General features: G+C 49.6%; 22 protein-coding genes. 8 read left to right on the top strand and 14 right to left on the bottom strand.

The window, feature by feature from the left end; all coding sequences use genetic code 11:
• Positions 1-98: 98 nt before the first annotated feature.
• Together brnQ (ABEA14_RS09210) and brnQ (ABEA14_RS09215) are read right to left on the bottom strand one after the other, a co-directional pair.
• Positions 99-1,427 carry a branched-chain amino acid transport system II carrier protein gene (gene brnQ / locus ABEA14_RS09210; RefSeq protein ID WP_345339664.1) on the bottom strand — a complete coding sequence of 443 codons (1,329 nt, stop codon included), beginning with the start codon at positions 1,425-1,427 and terminating at the stop codon, positions 99-101.
• 38 nt (positions 1,428-1,465) lie between these two features.
• Positions 1,466-2,806 (bottom strand): branched-chain amino acid transport system II carrier protein, encoded by a 1,341-nt coding sequence (brnQ, locus tag ABEA14_RS09215; protein WP_345339665.1) that lies wholly within the window; start codon positions 2,804-2,806, stop codon positions 1,466-1,468.
• Positions 2,807-3,023: 217 nt separating this feature from the next.
• Between brnQ (ABEA14_RS09215) and srmB the strand changes: the two genes are divergently transcribed.
• From srmB to ABEA14_RS09235, 4 genes are read left to right on the top strand one after another with little or no spacing between them, the layout of a single operon-like run.
• Positions 3,024-4,292, top strand: a complete 1,269-nt coding sequence (gene srmB / locus ABEA14_RS09220) for an ATP-dependent RNA helicase SrmB (protein WP_377776234.1) — start codon at positions 3,024-3,026, stop codon at positions 4,290-4,292.
• Positions 4,293-4,348: 56 nt separating this feature from the next.
• Positions 4,349-5,308 carry a CDF family Co(II)/Ni(II) efflux transporter DmeF gene (gene dmeF, locus ABEA14_RS09225; RefSeq protein WP_345339666.1) on the top strand — a complete coding sequence of 320 codons (960 nt, stop codon included), beginning with the start codon at positions 4,349-4,351 and terminating at the stop codon, positions 5,306-5,308.
• Between the two features lie 7 nt (positions 5,309-5,315).
• The gene (locus tag ABEA14_RS09230) at positions 5,316-5,759 is read left to right on the top strand and encodes a hypothetical protein (RefSeq protein ID WP_345339668.1); all 444 of its coding nucleotides are present in this window, start codon (positions 5,316-5,318) and stop codon (positions 5,757-5,759) included.
• A gap of 2 nt (positions 5,760-5,761) precedes the next feature.
• Positions 5,762-6,610, top strand: a complete 849-nt coding sequence (locus tag ABEA14_RS09235) for an MOSC domain-containing protein (RefSeq protein ID WP_345339670.1) — start codon at positions 5,762-5,764, stop codon at positions 6,608-6,610.
• A 24-nt stretch (positions 6,611-6,634) separates the two neighbouring features.
• Here ABEA14_RS09235 and ABEA14_RS09240 read toward each other — a convergent pair whose 3' ends face one another.
• The 7 genes from ABEA14_RS09240 to ABEA14_RS09270 all read right to left on the bottom strand — a co-directional run bounded on the left by ABEA14_RS09240 (position 6,635) and on the right by ABEA14_RS09270 (position 13,520).
• Positions 6,635-7,411 (bottom strand): DUF2189 domain-containing protein, encoded by a 777-nt coding sequence (locus ABEA14_RS09240; RefSeq protein ID WP_377776235.1) that lies wholly within the window; start codon positions 7,409-7,411, stop codon positions 6,635-6,637.
• Positions 7,412-7,425: 14 nt separating this feature from the next.
• A complete protein-coding gene (locus tag ABEA14_RS09245) occupies positions 7,426-7,974 on the bottom strand; it encodes a hypothetical protein (protein ID WP_345339672.1) in 549 nt (182 codons plus the stop codon).
• A 133-nt stretch (positions 7,975-8,107) separates the two neighbouring features.
• Positions 8,108-8,881, bottom strand: a complete 774-nt coding sequence (gene yaaA / locus ABEA14_RS09250) for a peroxide stress protein YaaA (protein ID WP_345339673.1) — start codon at positions 8,879-8,881, stop codon at positions 8,108-8,110.
• A gap of 51 nt (positions 8,882-8,932) precedes the next feature.
• Complete coding sequence (locus tag ABEA14_RS09255; protein ID WP_345339674.1) at positions 8,933-9,364, bottom strand: SEL1-like repeat protein; 432 nt, start codon at positions 9,362-9,364, stop codon at positions 8,933-8,935.
• A 480-nt stretch (positions 9,365-9,844) separates the two neighbouring features.
• Positions 9,845-11,278, bottom strand: coding sequence for an alanine/glycine:cation symporter family protein (locus ABEA14_RS09260; protein WP_345339675.1), 1,434 nt, complete (start codon positions 11,276-11,278; stop codon positions 9,845-9,847).
• A 26-nt stretch (positions 11,279-11,304) separates the two neighbouring features.
• Entirely contained in the window at positions 11,305-11,835 is a 531-nt protein-coding gene (locus tag ABEA14_RS09265) for an O-acetyl-ADP-ribose deacetylase (RefSeq protein WP_345339676.1), read from the bottom strand.
• 47 nt (positions 11,836-11,882) lie between these two features.
• Positions 11,883-13,520, bottom strand: coding sequence for a response regulator (locus tag ABEA14_RS09270; protein ID WP_345339677.1), 1,638 nt, complete (start codon positions 13,518-13,520; stop codon positions 11,883-11,885).
• Positions 13,521-13,745: 225 nt separating this feature from the next.
• Here ABEA14_RS09270 and tal point away from each other — a divergent pair, with 225 nt between their 5' ends.
• Entirely contained in the window at positions 13,746-14,699 is a 954-nt protein-coding gene (gene tal / locus ABEA14_RS09275) for a transaldolase (RefSeq protein WP_345339678.1), read from the top strand.
• Between the two features lie 75 nt (positions 14,700-14,774).
• On the opposite strand, the gene pgi is transcribed toward tal, so the two are convergent.
• The gene (pgi, locus tag ABEA14_RS09280) at positions 14,775-16,424 is read right to left on the bottom strand and encodes a glucose-6-phosphate isomerase (protein WP_345339679.1); all 1,650 of its coding nucleotides are present in this window, start codon (positions 16,422-16,424) and stop codon (positions 14,775-14,777) included.
• 442 nt (positions 16,425-16,866) lie between these two features.
• On the opposite strand from pgi, the gene ABEA14_RS09285 reads away from it, so the two are divergent.
• Entirely contained in the window at positions 16,867-17,040 is a 174-nt protein-coding gene (locus tag ABEA14_RS09285) for a DUF3545 family protein (protein WP_345339680.1), read from the top strand.
• Positions 17,041-17,096: 56 nt separating this feature from the next.
• Here the strand turns inward: ABEA14_RS09285 and ABEA14_RS09290 are convergent, their stop codons facing one another.
• Together ABEA14_RS09290 and ung are read right to left on the bottom strand one after the other, a co-directional pair.
• Complete coding sequence (locus ABEA14_RS09290) at positions 17,097-17,690, bottom strand: hemerythrin domain-containing protein (protein ID WP_345339681.1); 594 nt, start codon at positions 17,688-17,690, stop codon at positions 17,097-17,099.
• Positions 17,691-17,952: 262 nt separating this feature from the next.
• The gene (gene ung / locus ABEA14_RS09295) at positions 17,953-18,624 is read right to left on the bottom strand and encodes a uracil-DNA glycosylase (protein ID WP_345339822.1); all 672 of its coding nucleotides are present in this window, start codon (positions 18,622-18,624) and stop codon (positions 17,953-17,955) included.
• Between the two features lie 167 nt (positions 18,625-18,791).
• Here ung and nfo point away from each other — a divergent pair, with 167 nt between their 5' ends.
• The gene (gene nfo / locus ABEA14_RS09300) at positions 18,792-19,643 is read left to right on the top strand and encodes a deoxyribonuclease IV (RefSeq protein WP_345339682.1); all 852 of its coding nucleotides are present in this window, start codon (positions 18,792-18,794) and stop codon (positions 19,641-19,643) included.
• A gap of 113 nt (positions 19,644-19,756) precedes the next feature.
• Positions 19,757-20,137, top strand: a complete 381-nt coding sequence (gene grcA / locus ABEA14_RS09305; protein ID WP_345339683.1) for an autonomous glycyl radical cofactor GrcA — start codon at positions 19,757-19,759, stop codon at positions 20,135-20,137.
• Between the two features lie 190 nt (positions 20,138-20,327).
• Here the strand turns inward: grcA and thrC are convergent, their stop codons facing one another.
• The gene (gene thrC, locus ABEA14_RS09310; RefSeq protein WP_345339684.1) at positions 20,328-21,605 is read right to left on the bottom strand and encodes a threonine synthase; all 1,278 of its coding nucleotides are present in this window, start codon (positions 21,603-21,605) and stop codon (positions 20,328-20,330) included.
• Entirely contained in the window at positions 21,602-22,564 is a 963-nt protein-coding gene (gene thrB / locus ABEA14_RS09315) for a homoserine kinase (protein ID WP_345339685.1), read from the bottom strand. Before thrB ends, thrC begins: the two co-directional genes overlap by 4 nt.

Raw genomic sequence — 22,564 nt, forward strand, 5'->3', positions numbered from 1 at the left:
GTTAGGAGTTAGTTAAAGCAGAAAAGCACCCTTATAGGGTGCCCAAAAGCAAAGCCACCTGCTATGCAGGTGGATTATTTACTGGTTAATTCTCAACTTTAGACCGCAGCTTGTTCCGCCTTTTTCGGCATAAAGAAGCTAATCACCAGTGCCACAGTAACAGGCAGCAGCCAGGCTAAACCATAACTAAACAGGGGTAGCGCCTCAGCAAAATCAAATGCCTCTTTGTTCACCAGGCCAGTCACCTTAACCGCGTCGATTAATGCAAGCAGCAAGGCAACTGACAGCACCAAATAAAAAGCAGATTTAGGTCGTGGCAGCTTATCTACAATCAGATTCAATATCACCAAGGCAATCGCAACTGGATAAAGAGCGAATAACACGGGCACGGAGATAGCGATCAGCTGTGTCAGCCCAACATTCGCAACCACAGCACAAAGCACTGCTATCACAACCACCCAAGCCTGGTAGCTCAATTTCTGCCAAAGCTTATTAAAGTAGTCGGCACAAGCACTGATAAGCCCTACCGCGGTAGTCAAACAAGCAAGGGTTACTACAGCGGCCAGAATCAGTTTCCCCGGCCCTCCAAACAACGCCTGAACATAGATTGCGAAGATCTTGCCGCCATTTTCCGCCCCAGGCGCCAACTCACTGCTGGTCACACCGAGATAAAACAGCGACATATAAACAAATGCCAAACCACTGGCGGCAATGATGCTGGCAAAAATGAGATAACGTGTTTGTAGCTTGGTATCACTGATCTCTTTCTTATGAAGTACATCGACAATCAACATACCAAACATCAAGGCGCCGAAGGTATCCATGGTGTTGTAGCCTTCCAAAAATCCTTTGGTAAAAGGCTGTGTCAGGTAATCGCCACTGGGCGCTGCTGCAGTGCCTTGAGGATTTACCAAAACCGTAATGGAGAGTACAAGCAGTAATAGAATTAACACCGGCGTCAGAATCTTCCCAATGTAGTCAATCAAGTTGCCTCGGTGCAAAGCCAAACCTGATGCGACAACAAAAAAGCCGATGGAGTAAGCCAGCAGGATCCAGCTTTGCGATTCTGCTTCGCCTAAAAATGGTTTAAATCCCATCTCGAAAGCAACCAGGCTGGTTCTGGGTGTCGCAAATGCAGGGCCAATAACAATGAAAATCGCCAGCGTGATAGCAATTCCTATCTGCTTAGGCAACAAGCGAGTCATTCTCGGCAAACCACCACCGGCCTTGGCACAGGCCAGCAGCGTAACCAGAGGCAACCCTACTGCCGTAAACAGAAAGCCCGCCATTGCCCAATAGAATTCAGTGCCCGCCTGCTGACCTGCCAACGGAGGAAAAATGATATTTCCAGCCCCCAGGAAAAAAGCGAAGGTCATAAAACCAAGGGCAAAAATATCACCTGTTGATAACTGTTTAGATCCAGACATCTTGTTCTAACTTTTTGATCCGATTAAGAAACTATAGACTAAATATCGCCATTTTCTGTCGCAGGCTGGCTAGAGAGTTCTTTGCCAAGCAAACAACTTACGGTAACGACCACCACCACAGGCAGCAGCCAACCCAAGCCCAAAGAGAACATGGGGATATACGTTAACCATTCAACACCCGGCAGATTATCGGTCCAACCAAGGAACTTCGCGCCATCAAATATCCCAAACAAAAGGGCAACACCTACCCCCCAGCGAAATGCTTTAGTAGGCGCAGGCAAATACTTGGAGATTAGGTTAAGCAGCACGACAACGATTGCCACCGGATAAACGGTGAACAGCACCGGGATCAGCGCATTTATCAATTTGGACAAGCCAACGTTAGCTACCAGAGTACAGATAACAACCAGAACCATCAGCGTTGGACGGTACTTAAGCTGCGGCCAGCGCTCGCTCAGGTACTCGGCAAATGCACTGGTACCGCCAACAGCCGTAGTTAAACAGGCCAGGCCAACCACCAGAGCAAGCACAATCTGCCCTTCTAACCCCATGGAAGACAGCATATAGCGACTAAAGATTTCACCACCATTTTCTGAGCTGCTGGCTACTTCATGGCTGGTCGCCCCCAGGTAAAACAGAATGATGTAAACCGATGCCAAACCGAGGGCTGCAATCATGCCTCCCAGGGTCAGGCTGGCATATTGATGTCGCTGAGCAACAACCCCTTTATCTGCCAGCGTATTAGTAATCAAGACACCAAACAGCATGGCAGCCAGCAGATCCATGGTCATGTAGCCTTCGAGGAAGCCTTTGGTAAATGGTGTTTCAACAAACTCGCCACTGCCCTCACCCACTGGCGCCAAGGGTGAGGTAAAGACGACAAACCCCAATACGGCAATCAGTACCAGCATCATAGGCGCGATCAACTTTCCCACACGATTGAGTAGCTTACCTGGATTAAACGCCAGCCAGAGGGCTAACGCGAAGTAGGTAACAGAGAAACCTGCTAGCAATAGTGATTGATCAACATCTTCGAAAAAGGGTTTGAACCCCATTTCAAAAGCCACCAGCGCCGTGCGGGGAACACCAAAACCTGGCACCATCACCACGTAGATAGCCATCGCTAGCAACAGACTCGCACTCGGAGGCAAATAACGACCTAACTGCGCTAATCCCCCCTTGGCCGCGGCGATAGACACTACACCCAGTAAGGGCAGACCCACTGCTGTGATCAGAAAGCCCAACGTTGCCGGCACCACTTCCTGCCCGGCCAATTGCCCTGCCATCGGTGGAAAAATCCAGTTACCTGCGCCCAAGAAAAACGCAAGCAACATAAAGCCCAAACCCAGGGTATCGGCGGTATTAAGTGGACGGGACAAGTGAAAACCTCAAGTTGCGCAAAGACTGATTAACACTGAGCTAACAAGCGCTTGGCCCAGCAAAATTATCGGCAGACATTATCATGATCACACCTCATCACAAAATGTGAAGTTCGCACAATTCGAATAAAAACCGACCAATACACTCAGTTTATTTAAGTTAATCCAGAAGATAGCTGCTGCATCGCACAGTCTGGGTTAGAATAATGGCATTACAATGCCCAGTAGACTCAGCATGACAGAAGATTTTTCCCAACTAGAGCTTGATCCCGTTCTGATCGAAGCCCTTACCCTGTTAGGACACGATAAACCAACCACTATCCAGTCTCAGATGATCCCGGAAGCTCTGGATCAACGGGATGTGATGGCATCAGCCCCCACAGGCACAGGAAAAACTGCTGCATTTTTGCTGCCAGCACTTCAGCACTTGCTCGACTTTCCACGCCGCAAACCGGGACCACCAAGAATCCTGGTGTTGGTTCCAACACGGGAGCTGGCAAATCAGGTGCTTGACTATGCTTTGGCACTAACAAAGCTCACCGAGCTCAAATGCGCAGCGATCACCGGCGGTGTCAATTATGAAGACCATGTCGGTACGCTGCACGGAAGTTGCGATCTGGTAGTCGCAACACCAGGACGCCTGATGGAGTACATAGAGGGCGAAGTGTTTGATTGCCGTGCCGTTGAGTGCCTGATCCTTGATGAAGCCGATCGCATGCTGGATATGGGGTTCATTAAAGAGATGGACCGCATCGCTGACGAAACACGCTGGCGCAAACAAACCTTGCTGCTTTCAGCCACGCTGGAAGGTAAAGGCTTAGAGAAGTTTGCCCGTAATGTATTAACTGAACCCGCCGTAGTTCACGCAAAACCACCCCGCCGGGAATCAAACAAAATCATCCAATGGGTGCACTTGGCGGATGACCTAAACCACAAACATCAATTGCTTAGTGCCCTACTCAACGATGAGGGCACCCAACACGCGATTGTCTTTGTGAAGACCCGTGAACGTCTCACGGCGCTTTCCGCCGCGCTGGATAACGCAGGTATAGTGCACAGCTGGATCCGTGGCGAAATGGCCCAGGATAAACGCAATGCGGCTCTGGCCCGCTTTAAAGCGGGAGAAACCAATGTGCTGCTAGCGACTGATGTCGCAGCTCGTGGCCTGGATATTCCCGATATCAGCCATGTCATCAACTATGATCTGCCGCGCACTGCCGATATCTATGTGCATCGAATTGGCCGTACTGCACGCGCAGGCAAAAAAGGGACGGCTATCAGTTTGATCGAAGCGCATGACATGGCCAACCTGGCGCGTATCGAGCGCTACACCAACCAGGCTCTGAAGCGTCGAGTCATTGAAGGACTGGCGCCTCAGCACAAAGAAGCCAAATTGCCGTCCAAGAGCAAGAAAAAGAAGAAAAAATTGACTTCAGCCCAAGCAAAGAGAAAAGCTAAGAAGCAGACTAAACGCAAATCGCAATAATTCTCACCCAGAGTTGAACAACGTCGACTTCTGGGCTGGAAGTCGACGAAATGATTATGAAACAGCAAGCCCAAGCTCCCAAGTGTCCACAACACAATTTTCAACCTGAACACACACAAGGCGAGCAACGCACTTGGTACGTGCTTTGGTTAACAGCCATTACCATGGTGGTCGAGATCGTAGCGGGCACGCTATTTGGCTCGATGGCACTGTTGGCTGACGGCTGGCACATGGCGACACACGTTGCTGCATTCACAATTACACTGTTCGCCTATCGCTACGCTCGTCGGCATGCAGATAACCCTAGGTTCACCTTTGGCACAGGCAAAGTGTCATCACTGGGCGGTTTTGCCAGTGCGGTAGCCCTTGCCGTGGTCGCTTTATTTATGGCGATGGAATCCATTGAACGCCTGGTGTCCCCCAAAGATATCTTGTTTGATCAGGCGATTATGGTTGCCGTTATTGGGTTAACGGTTAACTTAGTCAGTGCCTGGCTATTGATGGGCGCAGGTCATCATCATCATCATGATCATGAACACGCGCACAGCGAGCATACTCACCATGACCACACCCACCATGAGCATAGCCACCATGATCATAATCTGCGTGCAGCTTACTTACATGTCTTGGCTGATGCACTGACCTCCATAACCGCGATTGTTGCCTTGTTGGCAGGTAAATGGATGGGCTGGCACTGGATGGATCCACTGATGGGGATTGTCGGTGCGTTGGTAATTACCCACTGGGCGTTTGGCTTACTTAAACAAACCAGCGAGGTACTACTTGACCAGTCGCCGAGCCAGCAGCGCAAACAGGCGATGCTTGATGCCTTACACCAGATAGATGGCACCAAAGTCACAGACTTTCACCTCTGGCAGATATCTCCAAATTACTACGCGGCTGTGATCAGCATCACCACTGAAAAACATCAAGATTCAGATGTTTACCGTAAAAAGTTAAGCTCGTTCGACGAAGTAAAACACCTTACCATCGAGCTCTCTCTCAGTGCTCAATAGCGGTTCTATGAAAGCACACGGATATACAAATATTTACCATCAGGGCCAGGTTCTCTGGATCCGGGTTCAGGGCGGGATTAACCTGGAGTTTTCTGAGCAGTATCGCGATAGTGTGATTTCCGCAGCCACTGAAGTCAGTAAAGAACCATGGATACGCGTAACAGACATCCGAGAATGGCAGTTAGGTGGCCCAGAAATCATACCGGCTCTAAATCAGCTGATGAGATGGTGTGAAGAGCACAATATGGCTCACAGCATCAACCTGGTATCGATGGAAAACCTGCAGGTTCACATGCTCGACCAGATGATGCAGGGAGTTTCACGGCATTCAGAACGCCATGTGCTTAAAACCCTCGACGATACACTGGATCTACTGCAACACTTATCCCATCCTGTAGACTCGACGCCGCTGCTAACGGCGCTATACCCTGAGCTAAACACAGGAAACTAAGTATGGCTGAAGCCATTATTACCCAGCTTAATATCTATCCAGTGAAGTCTTTGGGCGCTATATCTCTAAACCAGAGCACACTGACAACCCAGGGCCTTGCCTTTGATCGCCAATGGATGTTGGTAGATGCTAAAGGTCGATTTGTCACCCAACGGCAGTGTCCGGCACTTGCCAAAATAAAACCAAAACTCACAGATTCAGAACTGGTTTTGTGCTGCGAAGGCGAGCAACCACTATCGATCTCACTTTCGGCTCTGCCCCAGTCTAAACGCATGGTGCAGGTGTGGAGTGACACAGCGAAAGCCCTGGATGAAGGCGAATTAGTGGCTCAATGGCTAAGTCAGGCGCTCAAAGAAGATTGGCCCAGACCTATTTACCTGGTCAGATTCGATCCCAAGCGACAGCGACCGGTGAGTGAGAAGCACCTGAATGCGCACGAAAGCGCAGATACCTTTTTTGCCGACGGTTACCCCTTCCTTGTGACAAACGAGGCAACACTAACCTGGCTGAATCAGAAGCTGGAAGAAAAAAACCTACCCGAAGTAACCATGGACCGTTTTCGTCCCAACATCGTGGTTAAAGGGCCTGCGCCTCTGTCTGAAAACAGCATTCGGGAACTCAGCCATAACAAATACGTACTGGGATTAAGAAAGCCCTGCCAACGATGCCCAATGATAACGGTGGACCAAACTGAGGGGGTACGACAGCAACCCGCAGGAGAGCCACTTCGAACCTTAAGTGAGCTCAACACGCTCGGAGAAGAGAAACCCGGTGCCTACTTTGGACAAAACGCTATTCTGCTAATAGGTAAAAGCGAGCAAATAGCCGTAGGCGACCGACTGGAGTTGTGATTCGGGCTATGATTTGTGGCGGCGCTACTCGTAGCGCCGCTGTTGTTTGGTCTGGATAGTCCGAATGTAGCCGTGCCAAGTCGCGTATCCCAACAGTGGCATAACAATCACCATTCCAATGCCGCCTGTCGCGAACCCGATAAACACCCCAATGAACAGAATAATTGCCCATACGAACATGGCGGGTAGGTTGTTTTTCGCGGCGTTGACACTGGTGAAAATGGCCGTCATTGTGTCGACTCGACGTTCCATCATGAGCGGCAATGAAAATACCGAAATTGCGAATACAAAGCTGCTAAAAATCACCCCAAACAGTGACCCCAGCATCAGGAAGGGTAAAAATTCTTCAAAGTGAGCGCCTTGCACGCTGGGATACAGCGCATGAATCAACGCAGCCACGCGCATCCACACCATCATAGTCAACGACAGTATTAGTGCGAAGCCCCACTCGGAACCTCGGTTGCGGCCGATGGCTTTAGCCGAGTGCACAAAAGAGGGTTTGTGGCCTTTCTCCAACTCCCAGCTCACATCATAGAGCCCCGTCGCCAGAAACGGACCGATCAGTACAAACAGCATCAGGCTCGGCAGTATCACTAAGTGACTGCCATGCATATACACAAGAGCAATTATCAGCGCAGATGCAACGGCAAACAAAATGCCGTAAGTGAGACTTAGTAAAGGCACTCGTTTGAAGTCGTCTACCGCCAGCGCGAGCCAGTGAAGAGGTTCCCAGTTTCCCAACCGATTGCAGGGAATTGTTCTCGCGAATGCCTTATCGTATACGTTTTTCGCGGTTGGTATTGAGCCAGCCATGATTACCTCCAGTCGTCGGTATGATGAACCAAACGCCCGCCATGAAGCGGATTGATTACGTTTTCAGCTCGATTGACGTAATGGACATCGTTTGCATAGGCCATCATGACTCGCTGAATAACACTTTCCTGCTCAGGCCTTGCGGTAACAACCAGTACGGCTTCGCCTTGAAGCAGATCGTCGTGGTATGCAGCGAGTTTGTAGTTGTCATGGTTAAAACCAATCATGCCGCCCACCCAGGTACCAAACATGGTCAAAAACACAATGACCAGCGTGCTGCCCGCAACCCCCAACGACACTAAGCCGCTACTGTTCAAACCCCACACAGATGCTGTTGACAGCAGCAGGCAGAACAGGCCGCCACGCATCATCATGTGCACCACATCGCGCTCTTCTAGAAAGCTGGCGCTGTTTACACGCAGTCGGCTGAGAGATGGTTTGTCTCGGGAAACAAATTTGATTTGGTTGTTGTGAATGCCCGCATCACACAGGCTTTTGTGGATCAATTCACCGTGATCCAGACTATTGAGAATGAAATGTAGTTGTCGCATTGAGGCACCCTCCGATTGCGAGCTAACACTGCTTACGGGTGGTGCTGTTGATAAGTTCACTTGGGGCGCCAGAAACAGACAAGGGATCAAAAAAGCCGAGCATATGCTCGGCTTCTTGTTAGCTCAACAGAGCCTAGCTATGGTCTCGTTTGAACACCCACTCATAGTCGGTAGAGTCAGTGCCAGAGAAGTAATAGCCGCCCTCACCGAACAACTTGAGCTGCTCCGGATCGGTCAGTTGATTCTCAATCATATACCGCGCCATCATGCCCCTGGCTTTCTTGGCATAGAAGCTGATCACCTTGTACTGACCATTTTTCAGATCCTTAAATACAGGGGTGATCACCAGTGCTTTCAGCGACTTCAATTTGACTGATTTGAAATACTCATTTGATGCCAGGTTAATAAGCACACGATCTTTCTGTTCGGTAAGAGCTTCGCTGAGCGTTTGCGTAATGATCTCGCCCCAAAACTGATAGAGATTATTGCCACGCTCATTATCCAGTTTTGTACCCATTTCCAACCGATAAGGCTGCATCAAATCCAGCGGTTTAAGTAACCCATAAAGTCCAGACAATATTCGCAGGTGATCCTGCGCCCAGTCGAAATCACGCTGACTAAAGCTGTTCGCATCCATACCTTCGTAAACATCACCTTTAAATGCGAGCAATGCCTGCTTGGCATTGTCTGGGGTGAAGTCCGGCTGCCACTCCTGAAAACGTGCAGCATTTAGCCCTGCCAATTTATCACTGATTTTCATTAAGCTGGCGATCTGGTCAGGGGTTAGCTGACGACAACGGTCGATCAATACCTGAGACTGATCCAGCAAACTGGGAAGACTATAGTTGTCCGTTGCAGGCGGCGTTTCGTAGTCCAGCGTTTTGGCTGGTGAGATAACAGCTAACATGGGAATAGCCCCTACTAATTAAAAATTAGCAGCGACTATATCATAGGATTTTTATTGCTGCTGCCCAGACAAAGCCACCAAACGCTGCGCACGATCACCCATCTGTTGCTCAAGTTTCAATGATATGAAGTAAGACTTGGCGTCGCCTAACTGTTTGGCTTGCTCCAGTAACTCGAAGGCTTTCTGGTAGCTCTGTTCTTCACCTGCAACACCGCGCAGTTGGTATAGCGCAAGTGATCTTATCGCGGGTGCATGGCCCTGCTTAGCTGCTCTGAGATACCAGGGGTATGCCAAAGAGAAATCCTGGTGTTGCCGAAAGGTATACTTAGCCATCCAGTACAAGGCTTCTGGCACCTCTTGTTCAATTTGGAGCTGGTTGTTCTCGAGACAGGAATCGATCACTGCAGTACAGGATAAGGGGGCACTATTTGCAGAGGCAAAGCTGGCAAAAACAAGTGTGAAAGCGGCGAACATCCATTTCATATCGACCTCAGAACTTCCGTGTACAAGTATTTCTTAATGTAGAGCCTGCACTCCCGAGTGTCGAAATTTTAAACAGTTTATTTTTAGAACAATTTATAAGATCAATAGATCGGGAGTGAATGAAGCGGATACAGGCGAGCATCTCTCACCTGTACCTGCTTATCGGAAAACAACTAGGGTCTGTTGACCTTTCGTGTATGGATTTTGTTCGAATGAAACACGGTTTGAGCAAGAAGTGAGCTACGTAACTTAGCGATCTAAGTAAGTAGTGAACGACGCAGCGCAGAACGTGTTTCAACGAACCCCATNAACGTGTTTCAACGAACCCCATGTCCTTCAAAAGAAGGGGCAGTATTTGTTGGTGATTTATGCTTCGTTATCGGCTATTTTTTGAGGGCCACTCAACTTCACAGCCTCTGCCTCGCCTAAATCACCAACACATTGCTGCAAAAACAAACAGCAAAGGTCAACAGACCCTAACTAATCGTTTGTTTTATCGTTGTTTTCCCAAATACCGGGGGCAATCTTCTTGTCCAGCTCTGGATACTTTTTACGGTCAAACTTCGGTACTTTGCCCGCTTTTTGTTGCTGGTGATAATCCCGAGCCAGTGTCACTACCACATTCGAAAGTAGCAGGATCGCGATTAAGTTGATGATTGCCATAAAGCCCATACTGGTATCTGCCAGGCTCCAGATCAGGTCACTTTGTGCCAACGCGCCAAACACCACCATGCCCAATACAAACAACCTGAATATCGCCAAACCTGCCAAGTGTTTGTGCTCGAGAAACACCAGATTGCTCTCTGCATAAGCATAGTTGGCAACAATGGAGGTAAAGGCGAAAAACAGCAGTGCAATAGCAACGAACGCACCGCCCCAGCTACCGACCAAAGATGACAAGGCTAACTGCGTGATCTGTACACCACTATCATTGGCACCAGGTGTTGCATCTGCGATCAAAATAACCGCCGCAGTTGCGGTACAGATAACCAGCGTATCGACAAAAACACCCAGCATCTGCACGTAGCCCTGTGACGCAGGGTGAGGAGGATAAGGCTCGGCACTAGCTGCCGCATTTGGTGCGCTCCCCATACCTGCTTCATTGGAGAACAATCCACGCTTGATACCATTCATCATTGCCGCCATAACGGTATACCCTAATGCACCGGCCCCTGCCTCCTGCCAACCAAAGGCACTTTTGACAATAGTGGTGAGTACACGTGGCATCTCATCGATATTGATAACCACAACACCAAACGAAATCACGATATAAGCCAGCGCCATAAACGGCACTACCACTTCGGCAAAACGTGCAATAGTGCGAATGCCGCCAAAAACGATCAACCCCGCTAAAACAACCATCACGCCACCACTGGCAATTCGCGGGATATCAAAGGCCTGTTCCATCGCTTTACTGATTTCATGGGCCTGAACGGCATTGAACACCAGACCAAAACAGAGAATGAGTGCAATGGCGAACAACACCCCCATCCAGCGCTTACCTAACCCAGCTTCCATGTAATAGGCAGGGCCACCGCGATAGAGCCCTTGATCATCTTCAACCTTGTAGAGCTGCGCCAATGTCGATTCCGCAAAACTGGTGGCCATACCGATAAGCGCAATCAGCCACATCCAGAACACCGCGCCCGGACCACCGGCAATAATCGCCGTAGCTACGCCAGCCAGGTTGCCCGTACCAACACGTGCTGCCAGGCTGGTACAAAGCGCCTGGAATGAAGAGATACCGTGACTGCTGCCCTTGCGAGAGTGCTTTAGTACGGAGAAGGTGTGCCCGAAGTGGCGAAACTGAATAAAGCCAAGGCGTATGGTGAAATAGATGCCGGTTCCCAGCAGCAAATAGATAAGCAGGTTGCCCCACAGTATTCCATTTATCATGTTAACGAGATCGAGCATTGTTCCCCCATTCGATGAAACGAAAGTTAAATTTGGTATGTATTTTCGGCGCGGAAGTCTGCCAGAACTCGCTGCATAACCAGATGATCAGAGTCAGCATAAGCACAGAGAGTGACGCTACCAGACCATCCTATCTCTTTGCTTGTCTCATCAATGGTGTGCAATGCGACGTGCGTTGCCTCAACTAGTGGATAACCATAAACACCACAACTAATAGCAGGAAACGCTACCGAAGCAATTTGGTGCTGTTCACATAGAGTTAAGGCATGCTGATAAACACTAGCGAGTAGCGCCGACTCTCCTTTATCTCCACCATGCCACACCGGGCCCACCCCATGAATGACATATTTGGCTGGTAAGCGATAACCAGAGGTGATTTTGGCTTCGCCGGTTGGGCAGCCATTGAGTTTTCGGCATTCATCCAGCAATTCTGGGCCAGCGGCTCTGTGGATAGCGCCATCAACTCCGCCACCACCCAGCAATGAGTTGTTGGCTGCGTTGACGATAGCATCGACCTTGAGCTGAGTGATATCGCCGCAAACCAGATCTATCTGCATGATTTAAAAGGTTGAGGAAAAAGAGGGGTAATAGATAGCGTAGCAGCTTAACGAGTGGGACTGGTCAGAACCTTATCTAATTCAAGTTTGATCGCCTGATATCGTTTGGCGTTGTGGTCGGTAAGCGTGGACGATTCGATCACCTGCTTGCAACGTTTGCCCAGCGCCAGTACCTGCAATCGCGACAAATTAGAAGACCAGGCTTTTGATAATGCTTGTGCGAGATTGAGTGCCAGACTGGCACTATGAGGCATCATGTCAAACGCTTCGATAAAACACTCCAACGACTCCGAAAAGGCACCCAGCTGGTAAAGCTCCATGCCATCGCTGTTCAGTTGTTTAATCTTGGCATTAAACACATTCTGCTTATGCTGCTCTCGCTCAACAATCACACCCAGGGTCGCCATGCTCAGTTCGTCATCACTACGCATCTGTTGGATCTGATTCATGACCAGGTCAGCCTGCTCAGGCTCACCCACACCAAACAGGGCTTTGGCTTTATCTAGCTGGTCCTCAATATTTTCCAGCGGCGTCGACAAGGTATCACCATCAAGCATCCCTCTCGCGGCCGGAATATCGCCTTTCAGCACGCTGATTCGTGACTGCAGGATCAAGTTCTGTGATTCCATCTGCTGACTTTTAAAACGACGACTGATATCCCGCAGCACTTCCATTGACCGATTAACACAACGCACGGCAACCAGGTCATTACTCTCCATCGCCAAATCAACCAGGCAGCGGGCGTAGTTAAGATGGTGAAGCGGCGTTTCATGTACCGAATGGCGGATCCCTTCAACGATCTTTTTATGGGCCTTCACCGCCATTTCCAGTTCATTGTTTGCCATCGCCAGGTGAGCGATGGCTCGCTGGCGCTCAATATTGCGGGGCGACAGCTTACTGGCTTCAACAAAGTGCTCTTGTGCCTGAGTCAGCTCATTCTTTCGAATTGCAATACGACCAAGCCAGTCGAATGCTTCAACCTGTACTTCAGGGCGCTCAAGCAACGCCTGAAACATCTTTCTTGCATCCGACACCTGTCCAAGATGAAAACGGGAGATCGCCAGCCCCAACATGGCCCAGGCATGGTCACGTTCAGCCAGCACATCACCATAAAGGTCAAACGCTTGCTGATAACGTCCCAGTTTCACCAGCAGTTCTGCTCTCATACGTTTTGCAAACAACTGATGCTCTGGTGCGCTCTCTATCGCGATCTGACATTGTGCAGCAGCACTTTCAAGGTTCCTCTCCCGAATTGCTTTGTACACCGCTGAGAGTGAATGCTTTTTGATAAAAGCGCGAGCCAATCGTTTGCCCAAGCTGGTATATGTGAAAGGTTTTATCAGATAGTCATCTGGCTGTAGTTCAATGACACCATGAACGACTTGGCGGCGATTTTCGGCGCTAATCAGAATAAACAGCGCGTCCGGACGAATCAGCTCTCGCTGTTTCAATTCTTCAAACAGCTGATAGCCATCTTTACCATCACCCAGGTTGTAGTCACAAAGCACAATATCAAACTGATGTGATTCACATAGCACCAGGGCACGATCGCCATCGCAGGCTGTTTGAATCTCTTCACAGCCCAAGGTCTGCAACATGCCCTTAATGGCATTGCGGATCGGCGAGCAATCATCGACTACCAATAGCCGTTGTCGCTTATAAAACTGGTTTGCTACTGCACTCATGCACACCCAATATGGCAAAAAGGCCAGACGACTTAAACAGAATTAGACAGCCCTAAACTGTAAAATTAACCGACAATTCTAACCAGTTCTCTCCCTCAACGAAACAGATTCCATCACACCTTTGTCAAAGCAATGAAATTCGTCATATAGTAAGCCGACGATCCGCCAGAGATCGCTGATATAAAGATCCAGAGAAGCGTAGTTAACAGACTTTCAGGGACCATCATGGCCAATACATTGCAACAACTGAAGACCATGACAACTGTCGTGGCAGACACAGGCGATATTGACGCCATCGCCCGTCATAAACCGCAGGACGCAACCACCAATCCGTCACTGCTGCTTAAAGCCGTGCAGAATCCCCATTACCAGCCCTATATTGAAGATGCTATCGCCTGGGCGAAACAACAAAGCAGCGACAAAGCGCAGCAACTGATCGATGCCGGTGACAAGCTGGCTGTAAATGTCGGGTTAGAAATTTTGAAACAGGTACCTGGCCGTGTTTCAACCGAAGTAGACGCCCGCCTCTCCTTTGACCAGCAGGCAACGTTGGACAAAGCACGCAAACTTATCGCCCTCTACGAACAAGCGGGTATCAGTAAAGATCGGATCCTGATTAAGGTCGCATCGACCTGGGAAGGCATTTCCGCAGCCAAACAACTGGAACTGGAAGGGATCAACTGCAACCTGACCCTGCTGTTTAGTTTTGCTCAGGCTCGCGCTTGTGCCGAGGCAGGTGTTTATCTGATATCACCTTTTGTTGGGCGTATTCTTGATTGGTACAAAGCCAATACCGATAAGAGTGATTACAGCTCCGCGGAAGATCCGGGGGTGTTATCCGTCACCCAGATCTACAACTACTACAAAGAACATGGTTATAAAACGGTGGTGATGGGCGCCAGTTTCCGCAACAGTGGTGAAATCCTCGAGCTAGCCGGGTGTGACAGATTAACCATCAGCCCTGCGTTGCTTGAAGAATTAGAGGCGTCTGAACATCAGGTGGTCAGAAAGCTTAAACCGGCTACATTGCTCAAGCAAACACCTGTGGCCCTGACAGAACCGGAGTTCCGCTGGGCAATGAATCAAGATGCCATGGCAACTGAGAAGCTTGCTGAGGGAATCCGCAACTTTGCCAAAGACCAGGTGAAATTAGAGATGATGCTGGAACAGCAGCTTTGATTGTTAAAGCACATCAAAAAAGGCCGCAATTGCGGCCTTTTTTATTAAGCATAAATGCCAAACAGAAGCTAACGCTTACTTGCTCATCGCTTTAAATGCGTTGATCAGGCCGTTAGTTGAGCTGTCATGACTGCTGATAGCATCGTCGTTCGTCAATTCTGGCAGGATCTGGTTTGCCAGCTGTTTACCCAGCTCAACACCCCACTGGTCAAAGCTGAAGATATTCCAGATAACGCCTTGAACGAAGATCTTGTGCTCATAGAAAGCGATCAGCTGACCCAGCGTACGCGCATCCAACTGTTTGAACAGCAGGCTGTTGGTTGGACGGTTGCCCTTGAACACCTTGTGTGGTGCCAACTCTGCGATCTCAGCGTCTGACTTACCAGCCGCTTTCAGCTCTGCTTCAACGGTGGCACGATCTTTACCAAATGCCAATGCTTCAGTTTGAGCAAAGAAGTTAGCCAACAGTTTCGGATGGTGATCGCCTACTGGGTTGTGGCTGATAGCTGGCGCTAGGAAGTCACAAGGGATCAATTTAGTGCCCTGGTGGATCAGCTGGTAGAAGGCGTGTTGACCGTTAGTGCCAGGCTCACCCCAAATGATTGGGCCAGTCTGGTAGTTAACTTCTTCGCCATCACGGGTGACATACTTACCATTACTTTCCATGTTGCCCTGCTGGAAGTAAGCAGAGAAACGATGCATGTATTGGTCGTAAGGCAGGATAGCTTCGCTGTCAGCGCCAAAGAAATTGCCATACCAAAGGCCAATCAGGGCCAACAGTACAGGCACGTTCTTGTCCAGATCGGTCGTCGCGAAGTGCTGGTCTACATCGTGCGCGCCCTGCAGCAACTCTTCAAAGTTGTCGTAGCCGATAGTCAACGCGATAGACAGGCCGATCGCTGACCACAGAGAATAACGACCACCTACCCAGTCCCAGAACTCAAACATATTGGCACTGTCGATACCAAACGCTTCTACTGAACCTTTGTTCGTTGAAAGCGCCGCAAAATGCTTAGCAACGTGGCTTTCGTCACCTGCCGCTTTAAGGAACCAGTCACGCGCACTGTGAGCGTTGGTCATGGTTTCTTGAGTGGTAAATGTCTTAGACGCGATCAGGAACAAGGTGGTTTCTGGATCAACTTTCTTGAGCGTTTCAGCAATGTGGGTACCGTCAACGTTAGATACGAAGTGTGGAGTGATGCCTTTCCAGTATGGCTTCAGCGCCTCGGTCACCATCACAGGACCCAGATCAGAACCACCGATACCGATGTTTACTACATCAGTGATCGCCTTGCCTGTGTAACCTTTCCAATCACCGCTGTGTACTTTGGCGCAGAATGCTTTCATCTTCGCCAGTTCAGCATTCACCGCAGGCATCACATCTTCGCCAGCAACCATAACCGGCGTATTGCTGCGATTGCGCAACGCAGTGTGCAGTACTGCGCGACCTTCGGTGGCATTGATTTCGTCACCAGCAAACATCTTGTTGATGGCATCTTTCAACTCAGTCTGATCGGCCAACGCCAGCAATTTTTCCAGCGTTTCATCAGTTAGCAAGTTCTTCGAGTAATCGAACAAAATGTCGTGGAACTGCAGAGAAAACTTGTCAAAACGTGCTGTATCTTGCGCAAACAGTGTACCTATATCTGTTTGCTTCATCTGTTCAGCATGCTCGCCGAGTGCTTTCCAAGCTGCAGTCTGAGTTGGGTTAATTGCCTGAAGCATGGGTGCTCCTTTCCAGTGTTAGTCGAAAGATAAATAAGAAGGTGCTCGCTTGAAGGCCATACCCTAAGCCAACACCGTTAATTCATTCGGGCTATCTGTGATTACTGCGCGATGGCAAATCGCTATCAATATAGCCTGTCATCAGGTTTGTGCTAGCTCACCCGACATTGCCTTGCTCCCGCCGCAACAGAGTTGGAATTGCGGGACGCAGAAAGATAACACAACTGTCAGATAACGGAATTGATCATTGTTAAACATGGGAAGTGCTCGAAATAGCTCATAACTCGGGCGAGCGTAGTGGGATCGAAAGAAACTTAGAGGGGATGCACAAAATTTCAGCTTTTAGACTGTATTAACACAAATGCAACAAAAGCGTTTTATTTTTGAGCTGCTTATGATATCACCAATATCGCCAACCAATATGATGTAACCGGAGGTAAGCATGGAGCGTTTAGCATTTGAAGTTGCCGGACAAGATCGCACACCAAAGGGGAGCAGACAGAAAAAGCGCAAATGGCGCGAAATCGAGTCGATAAAAGATAAATTCCGCCTGAAAAAAGAATTACAGGATATTGATTGGGCCCATGACTTTGAGATGGATGACCTAGAAATCTAAAGAAAAGCCCCAGAGTGACACTCTGGGGCTTTTCTTTTTGGTCTTGTGGAAGCCGTCTAAACGCTAACGCACTCGCTGCGTTTTTGTAGGCGTTTGGCCAACTCTTTGTATTGCTCAGCCACCTGCTGTCCAAACAGCGGGTCAAGACGCTGCGCTGTCGCTTTGGCTTCTTCAAAGGTGGCGCCAGGACAAACAGGAAACTGATCGGCTACCGCTTGCCAGTCAGAAGGGCTCATTTTTGCTTCGAGCTCTGGCAGAACATGTTCTTCTTCGTAGTCCATATGAGACTGCTGCAATTCGATAAACTCGCCCAATTTCTCAGCGAACTGGTCCAGTGGTATTACACAGTCATTGAGGATCATATCCAACATGGTTCTCAACTCATCGGTGTTGAGCTCCAGTTTTTTGTGCTCCTGAGCCAGCTTGTTGTTCTCCGCATCCTGATGACATACGTGGGTCAGGTAGTAGTCATAAACCACGTCTTCAACTTTATGATGGTACTTGTCTGCGTAGTCCTGCATGTAATCGACGACATCGCGGATCAGGCTGTAGTTAACTTCACCTTTCTCAACCAATGCTGCGTGGCGCTCTCTCAGCAACTGGATCAATATCGCCAGATTTTTGTGGTCGTTATGGATCAGTTCGAGCATAGGACCTCTCCCGGTGGTCTAGTGGTATTAAAAATACGTTGGGTTTAACGCTGTTTGCGACGAGCTGAACAACCAGTATAAGCAGCCCACCACTCTCGAGTTGGTACCTGTTATAAAATTGTGACCAAACTCCAGCGCAGTGGTTCCCAGATTATCCAAGTTTGATTGCAGCATTTTTGACCAATCATAAGAGAGGCCAAATAAACCCTGAGCCCTGCGAGACCTGGCTCACAATTTGAGTTAAGTCTTTACTCAACCCAGATTACACCTGCCAGTTGATGGGTGCTCTGCCTGTCTGCTGCAGGATATTGTTTGCTTGCGAAAAGTGACTACAACCAAAAAATCCGCGGTGGGCAGAAAGTGGAGATGGATGTGGCGCCGTCAGAACAAAGTGCCGATTTCGATCGATGATCGCGCCTTTCTTTTGTGCGTGAGAACCCCACAACATAAAGATGACCTGTTCCTGGTGCTGGTTGATTTGCGCTATCACTGCATCAGTAAAGGTTTCCCAACCCAACTTGGCGTGGCTGTGGGCCTTGCCCGCTTCCACTGTTAACACCGTATTCAACAACAGCACCCCCTGCTCTGCCCATGATTGCAGAAAGCCATGATTCGGGATGGTGAAACCTGGTATATCGGTCGCCAACTCTTTGTACATGTTCTTCAAAGAAGGCGGAGGCTGGACACCGTGCTGCACAGAGAAACACAGCCCATGGGCCTGATTAGGGCCATGATAGGGGTCCTGGCCAAGAATGACGACTTTAAGCTGGTCTAGGGGCGTGGCGCGAAATGCTTCAAAAACGTGCTCTTTGGGCGGGTAGACAGTCACACCAGATTGTCTGATTTGTTCCACTGCCTGCAGCGTCTGTTGAAAATAGGGCTTTTCTTTTTCGCCACCAATCAACGCCTGCCAACTCGCCAACCCCATGCTCATCTCCTGTACCAGCCAATTCAAAACGCGGTACAGGGTAACCAATGACATTCTTTGCAACAACCACTTCAACAAGCACTGCAACAACCACACCGCGGCTCTGGTGTATCTGTGAGTTGGTCAGGTTAAACTAGCGCGCTGGATTAGATATCACCCGAAAAGAGTCAACGATGAAGTATATCGGAGCCCACGTCAGCGCTTCAGGTGGCGTACAAAATGCCCCTTTAAATGCACAAAAAATAGGTGCCAACGCCTTTGCCCTGTTCACCAAGAATCAGCGTCGCTGGCAAGCCAAGCCACTGGATAACAAGTCGATTGACGCCTTCAAGCATAACTGTGAATTGGTGGGTATCGGCGCAGACCAGATCCTGCCGCACGACAGTTACCTGATTAATCTGGGTCACCCAGAAGCTGACGGGCTAGAACGGAGCCGCGAGGCTTTTATCGATGAGATGCAGCGCTGTGAGCAATTAGGGCTAACACTGCTCAACTTTCACCCTGGCAGCCATTTGAAAAAGGTTAGTGAAACAGAGTGCCTTCGTCGCATTGCCGAATCGATCAACCTCGCGCTCGATAAAACAGAAGGTGTCTGTGCCGTAATAGAGAATACCGCCGGTCAGGGCAGCAACCTGGGGCACAGCTTTGAACAACTGGCCGAAATTATTGACCAGGTAGAGGATAAGAGCCGGGTAGGTGTATGTCTGGATACCTGCCATAGCTTTGCCGCTGGGTATGACCTCAGCAGCCATGATGCCTGTGAAGCTAGCTTCAACGAGTTCGAAAAAGTGGTTGGGTTTAAATACTTACGTGGCATGCACCTGAACGACTCCAAAAACCCGCTAGGAAGCCGCGTAGACCGTCACCATAGCCTTGGTATGGGTACGATAGGCAATGCGGTGTGGGAGTATCTGATGCCAGATCCCCGCTTCGATCATATTCCACTGGTTTTGGAAACCATTGACGAAACGCTCTGGGCTGCAGAAATCCAGTACCTGCGCAGTTTGATAAAAAAGGCGGCATAACATCGCGATCCAACACTTTCATTGCGCTGGATCAATCTTTTGATACCTCTTTCGTGATACAAATCAAGCCAGAATTTGATATCCGTTTTTTTACTCTTTTCGAGGACAACGTAATGACTATTGGTATTCAGATCACCAAAGCCGACAACGATGCACTGATCAACTCTTTCTGGCTGCTTGATGAAGCCGCAGGTGAAGCACGTTGCCTGTGTGTGAAAGACGACCTGTACGCTGAAGATGAAGTGGTAGCTGTTTCTAAGCTGGGCAACATCGAGTACAAAGAAGTACCAATGCAGGTTGCACCAAAGGTTGAAGGTGGTCAGCACCTGAACGTTAACGTTCTGAGCCGTGACACGCTGGAAGATGCTATCAATCACCCAGAGAAATATCCTCAGCTGACTATCCGTGTTTCTGGTTACGCAGTGCGTTTCAACTCACTGACACCAGAACAGCAGCGCGACGTGATCACTCGTACTTTCACTGAAAGCCTGTAATTGACGTCTCAGTCCACCGACGTCTCTAGCAATCGCTGAATTGCAGAAATAAAAAACCGCCGAAAGGCGGTTTTTTTATGTACAGGAAGTACGGTATCTCGCGGGTGCATGGATGCACAGGAGCGACGATGTCCTAGAAGTGCAGCATGCCACACGAACATGCGCACACCGGATTAGCTAACAATAAACTTTACAAGCTCATCAATTTGGCGCGAACCAAGCTGAAGTCCGCTGCAATGGTATCTGACAGCAGTGGCTTCTCTGCCGCATCCGCAAGCGGTTTTGGCAGTGGCAAGTCAATAGACAGGGCTTCGTCTACGCTCTCTTTGAACTTGGCCGGGTGAGCGGTGCACAAGAATAGGCCATATTCATCGTCTGCCAACTGCTGCTCAAGCAGGTTGTATGCGATGGCGCCGTGAGGCTCACACAGATAGCCCTGCTCGTTCATGCCCTGCAACGTGCTGACGGTAGTGGCATCATCAATGGCACCATAACCCAGCTGATCCAAGCCCCAGCCTTTGATCTGGCAGAGTTCTTCGATACGCGGCCAGTTATTTGGTGCGCTCACGTCCATCGCATTCGCCAACGTCGGTACCGTCTCTTTCGGGGCCCATTCACCCGTTTCTAGGTAGCGTGGCACAGTATCGTTGACGTTAGTGGCGGCGATAAAACGCTTAACTGGCAAGCCCATCGCTTTACCCAGAAGGCCTGCAGTCAGGTTACCGAAGTTACCGCTTGGTACGGATACCACCAGGTTGTTTCTGGCTTCTTTGGGCACCTGTGCAACGGCTTCAAAGTAGTAGCAGATCTGCGCCATCAAACGGCTGATATTGATTGAGTTTGCTGAATTCAGCCCCACGGCCTGACGCAGTTCAGCGTCATCAAAGGCCTGTTTCACCATCGCCTGGCAATCGTCGAAAGTACCTTCCACTGCGAGCGTGTGAATATTGTCACCCAAAGTACAGAACAACGCTTCCTGTAGCGGGCTGATCTTACCCTTCGGATACAGCACAACCACGTCGATGTTGTCGATACCGTGGAACGCGTGCGCTACCGCAGCACCGGTATCACCGGAGGTTGCGGTCAGGATCGTGATCTTCTGACCACCACCAAATTCGCGCAGGCATTGGGCCATAAAACGGCCACCGAAATCTTTAAACGCCAGCGTTGGACCGTGGAACAGCTCCAGCGCAGAGACCTTGTCATTCACCTTTTTTACTGGTGCCGGGAAATGGAAAGCACGCTTGAGCATACCTGCCAACGCTTCGTCAGACAGCTCGTCTCCGATAAGGGCACCGAGGATAACGCGGCTGCGAGAAACCAGATCCATTTCCAGCAGCTCGTCGATATTGTCGAAATGAGGCAGTTCAGATGGGAAAAATAGCCCCTGCTGACGACCCAGGCCCTGTTTTACTGCTTGCTGAAAACTGACCTGTTCACTGTGGTCTTTGATGTTGTATAGGTTCACGCTGTTTCCTCCAGAACCCGGGTACCCAGGCTATCGATGCGGCAGACATGGCTGAAGCCGCGATCGTTTCTAATAAAGTGTTGTTGCATCCAGCGATGCATTGCTTCTGCTTTCTGTTGCGAATCAGTGATCACAAACACGCTTGGGCCAGAGCCAGAAATGCCCACGGCCAAAGCGCCCTGAGCCATCATCTGTTCACGCATCTCGTCAAAGCCAGGAATAAGTTGCTTACGATAAGGCTCGGCAACCACATCACGAATCGACTCTGCAGCTAACTCACCGTCACCACGATAAAGGGCATGAATAAACGTACCCAAGTGACGGCCGTGATCGATAATATCGGCACGACTGTAGTGGTTCGGCAGGATAGCTCTTGCTTCAGCCGTTGATATCGAAATACCGGGATACGTCGACACAATATGCCAGTCATCAATCACTGGCAGCGACTCACTGATACGGCCCTCTTTCTCCAGCATCAACTGGATACCACCCAAATAACAGGGCGCGACATTATCGTAATGAATTGAACCGCTGATCTGTCCTTCCAATTCGCCCATCATCGCCAGCAGCTTCGCTTCATCAAATGGGCGGCCGTAGTGCTCATTCAACGCATAAAATGCAGCAACGATAGAACTGGCACTGGAACCCAAGCCACTACCGATTGGCAGGTGCTTCTCCAGTGTCATACTGACGGCGACTTCATCGGTGCGGCCAATCTCTGCCATCTCACGACGAAATGCCAGGTAGCAGTCATAGATAATGTTTTGTTTTGGATCCGTTGGCAGTTTATCAACAAAGCGACCTACACAGTTCAGTGCAAAATCGCCGTGTTCACTCTGCTCGATGGTGACACTATCACCTAACAAAGCGCCATCCACCGGGCTGAGTGCGGCACCGAGAATATCAAAACCGACACTTAAATTTCCGATAGAAGCGGGAGCATATACAGTTAACGCCAT

The sequence above is a fragment of the Corallincola platygyrae genome (assembly GCF_039544265.1).
Taxonomy (GTDB): domain Bacteria; phylum Pseudomonadota; class Gammaproteobacteria; order Enterobacterales; family Neiellaceae; genus Corallincola; species Corallincola platygyrae.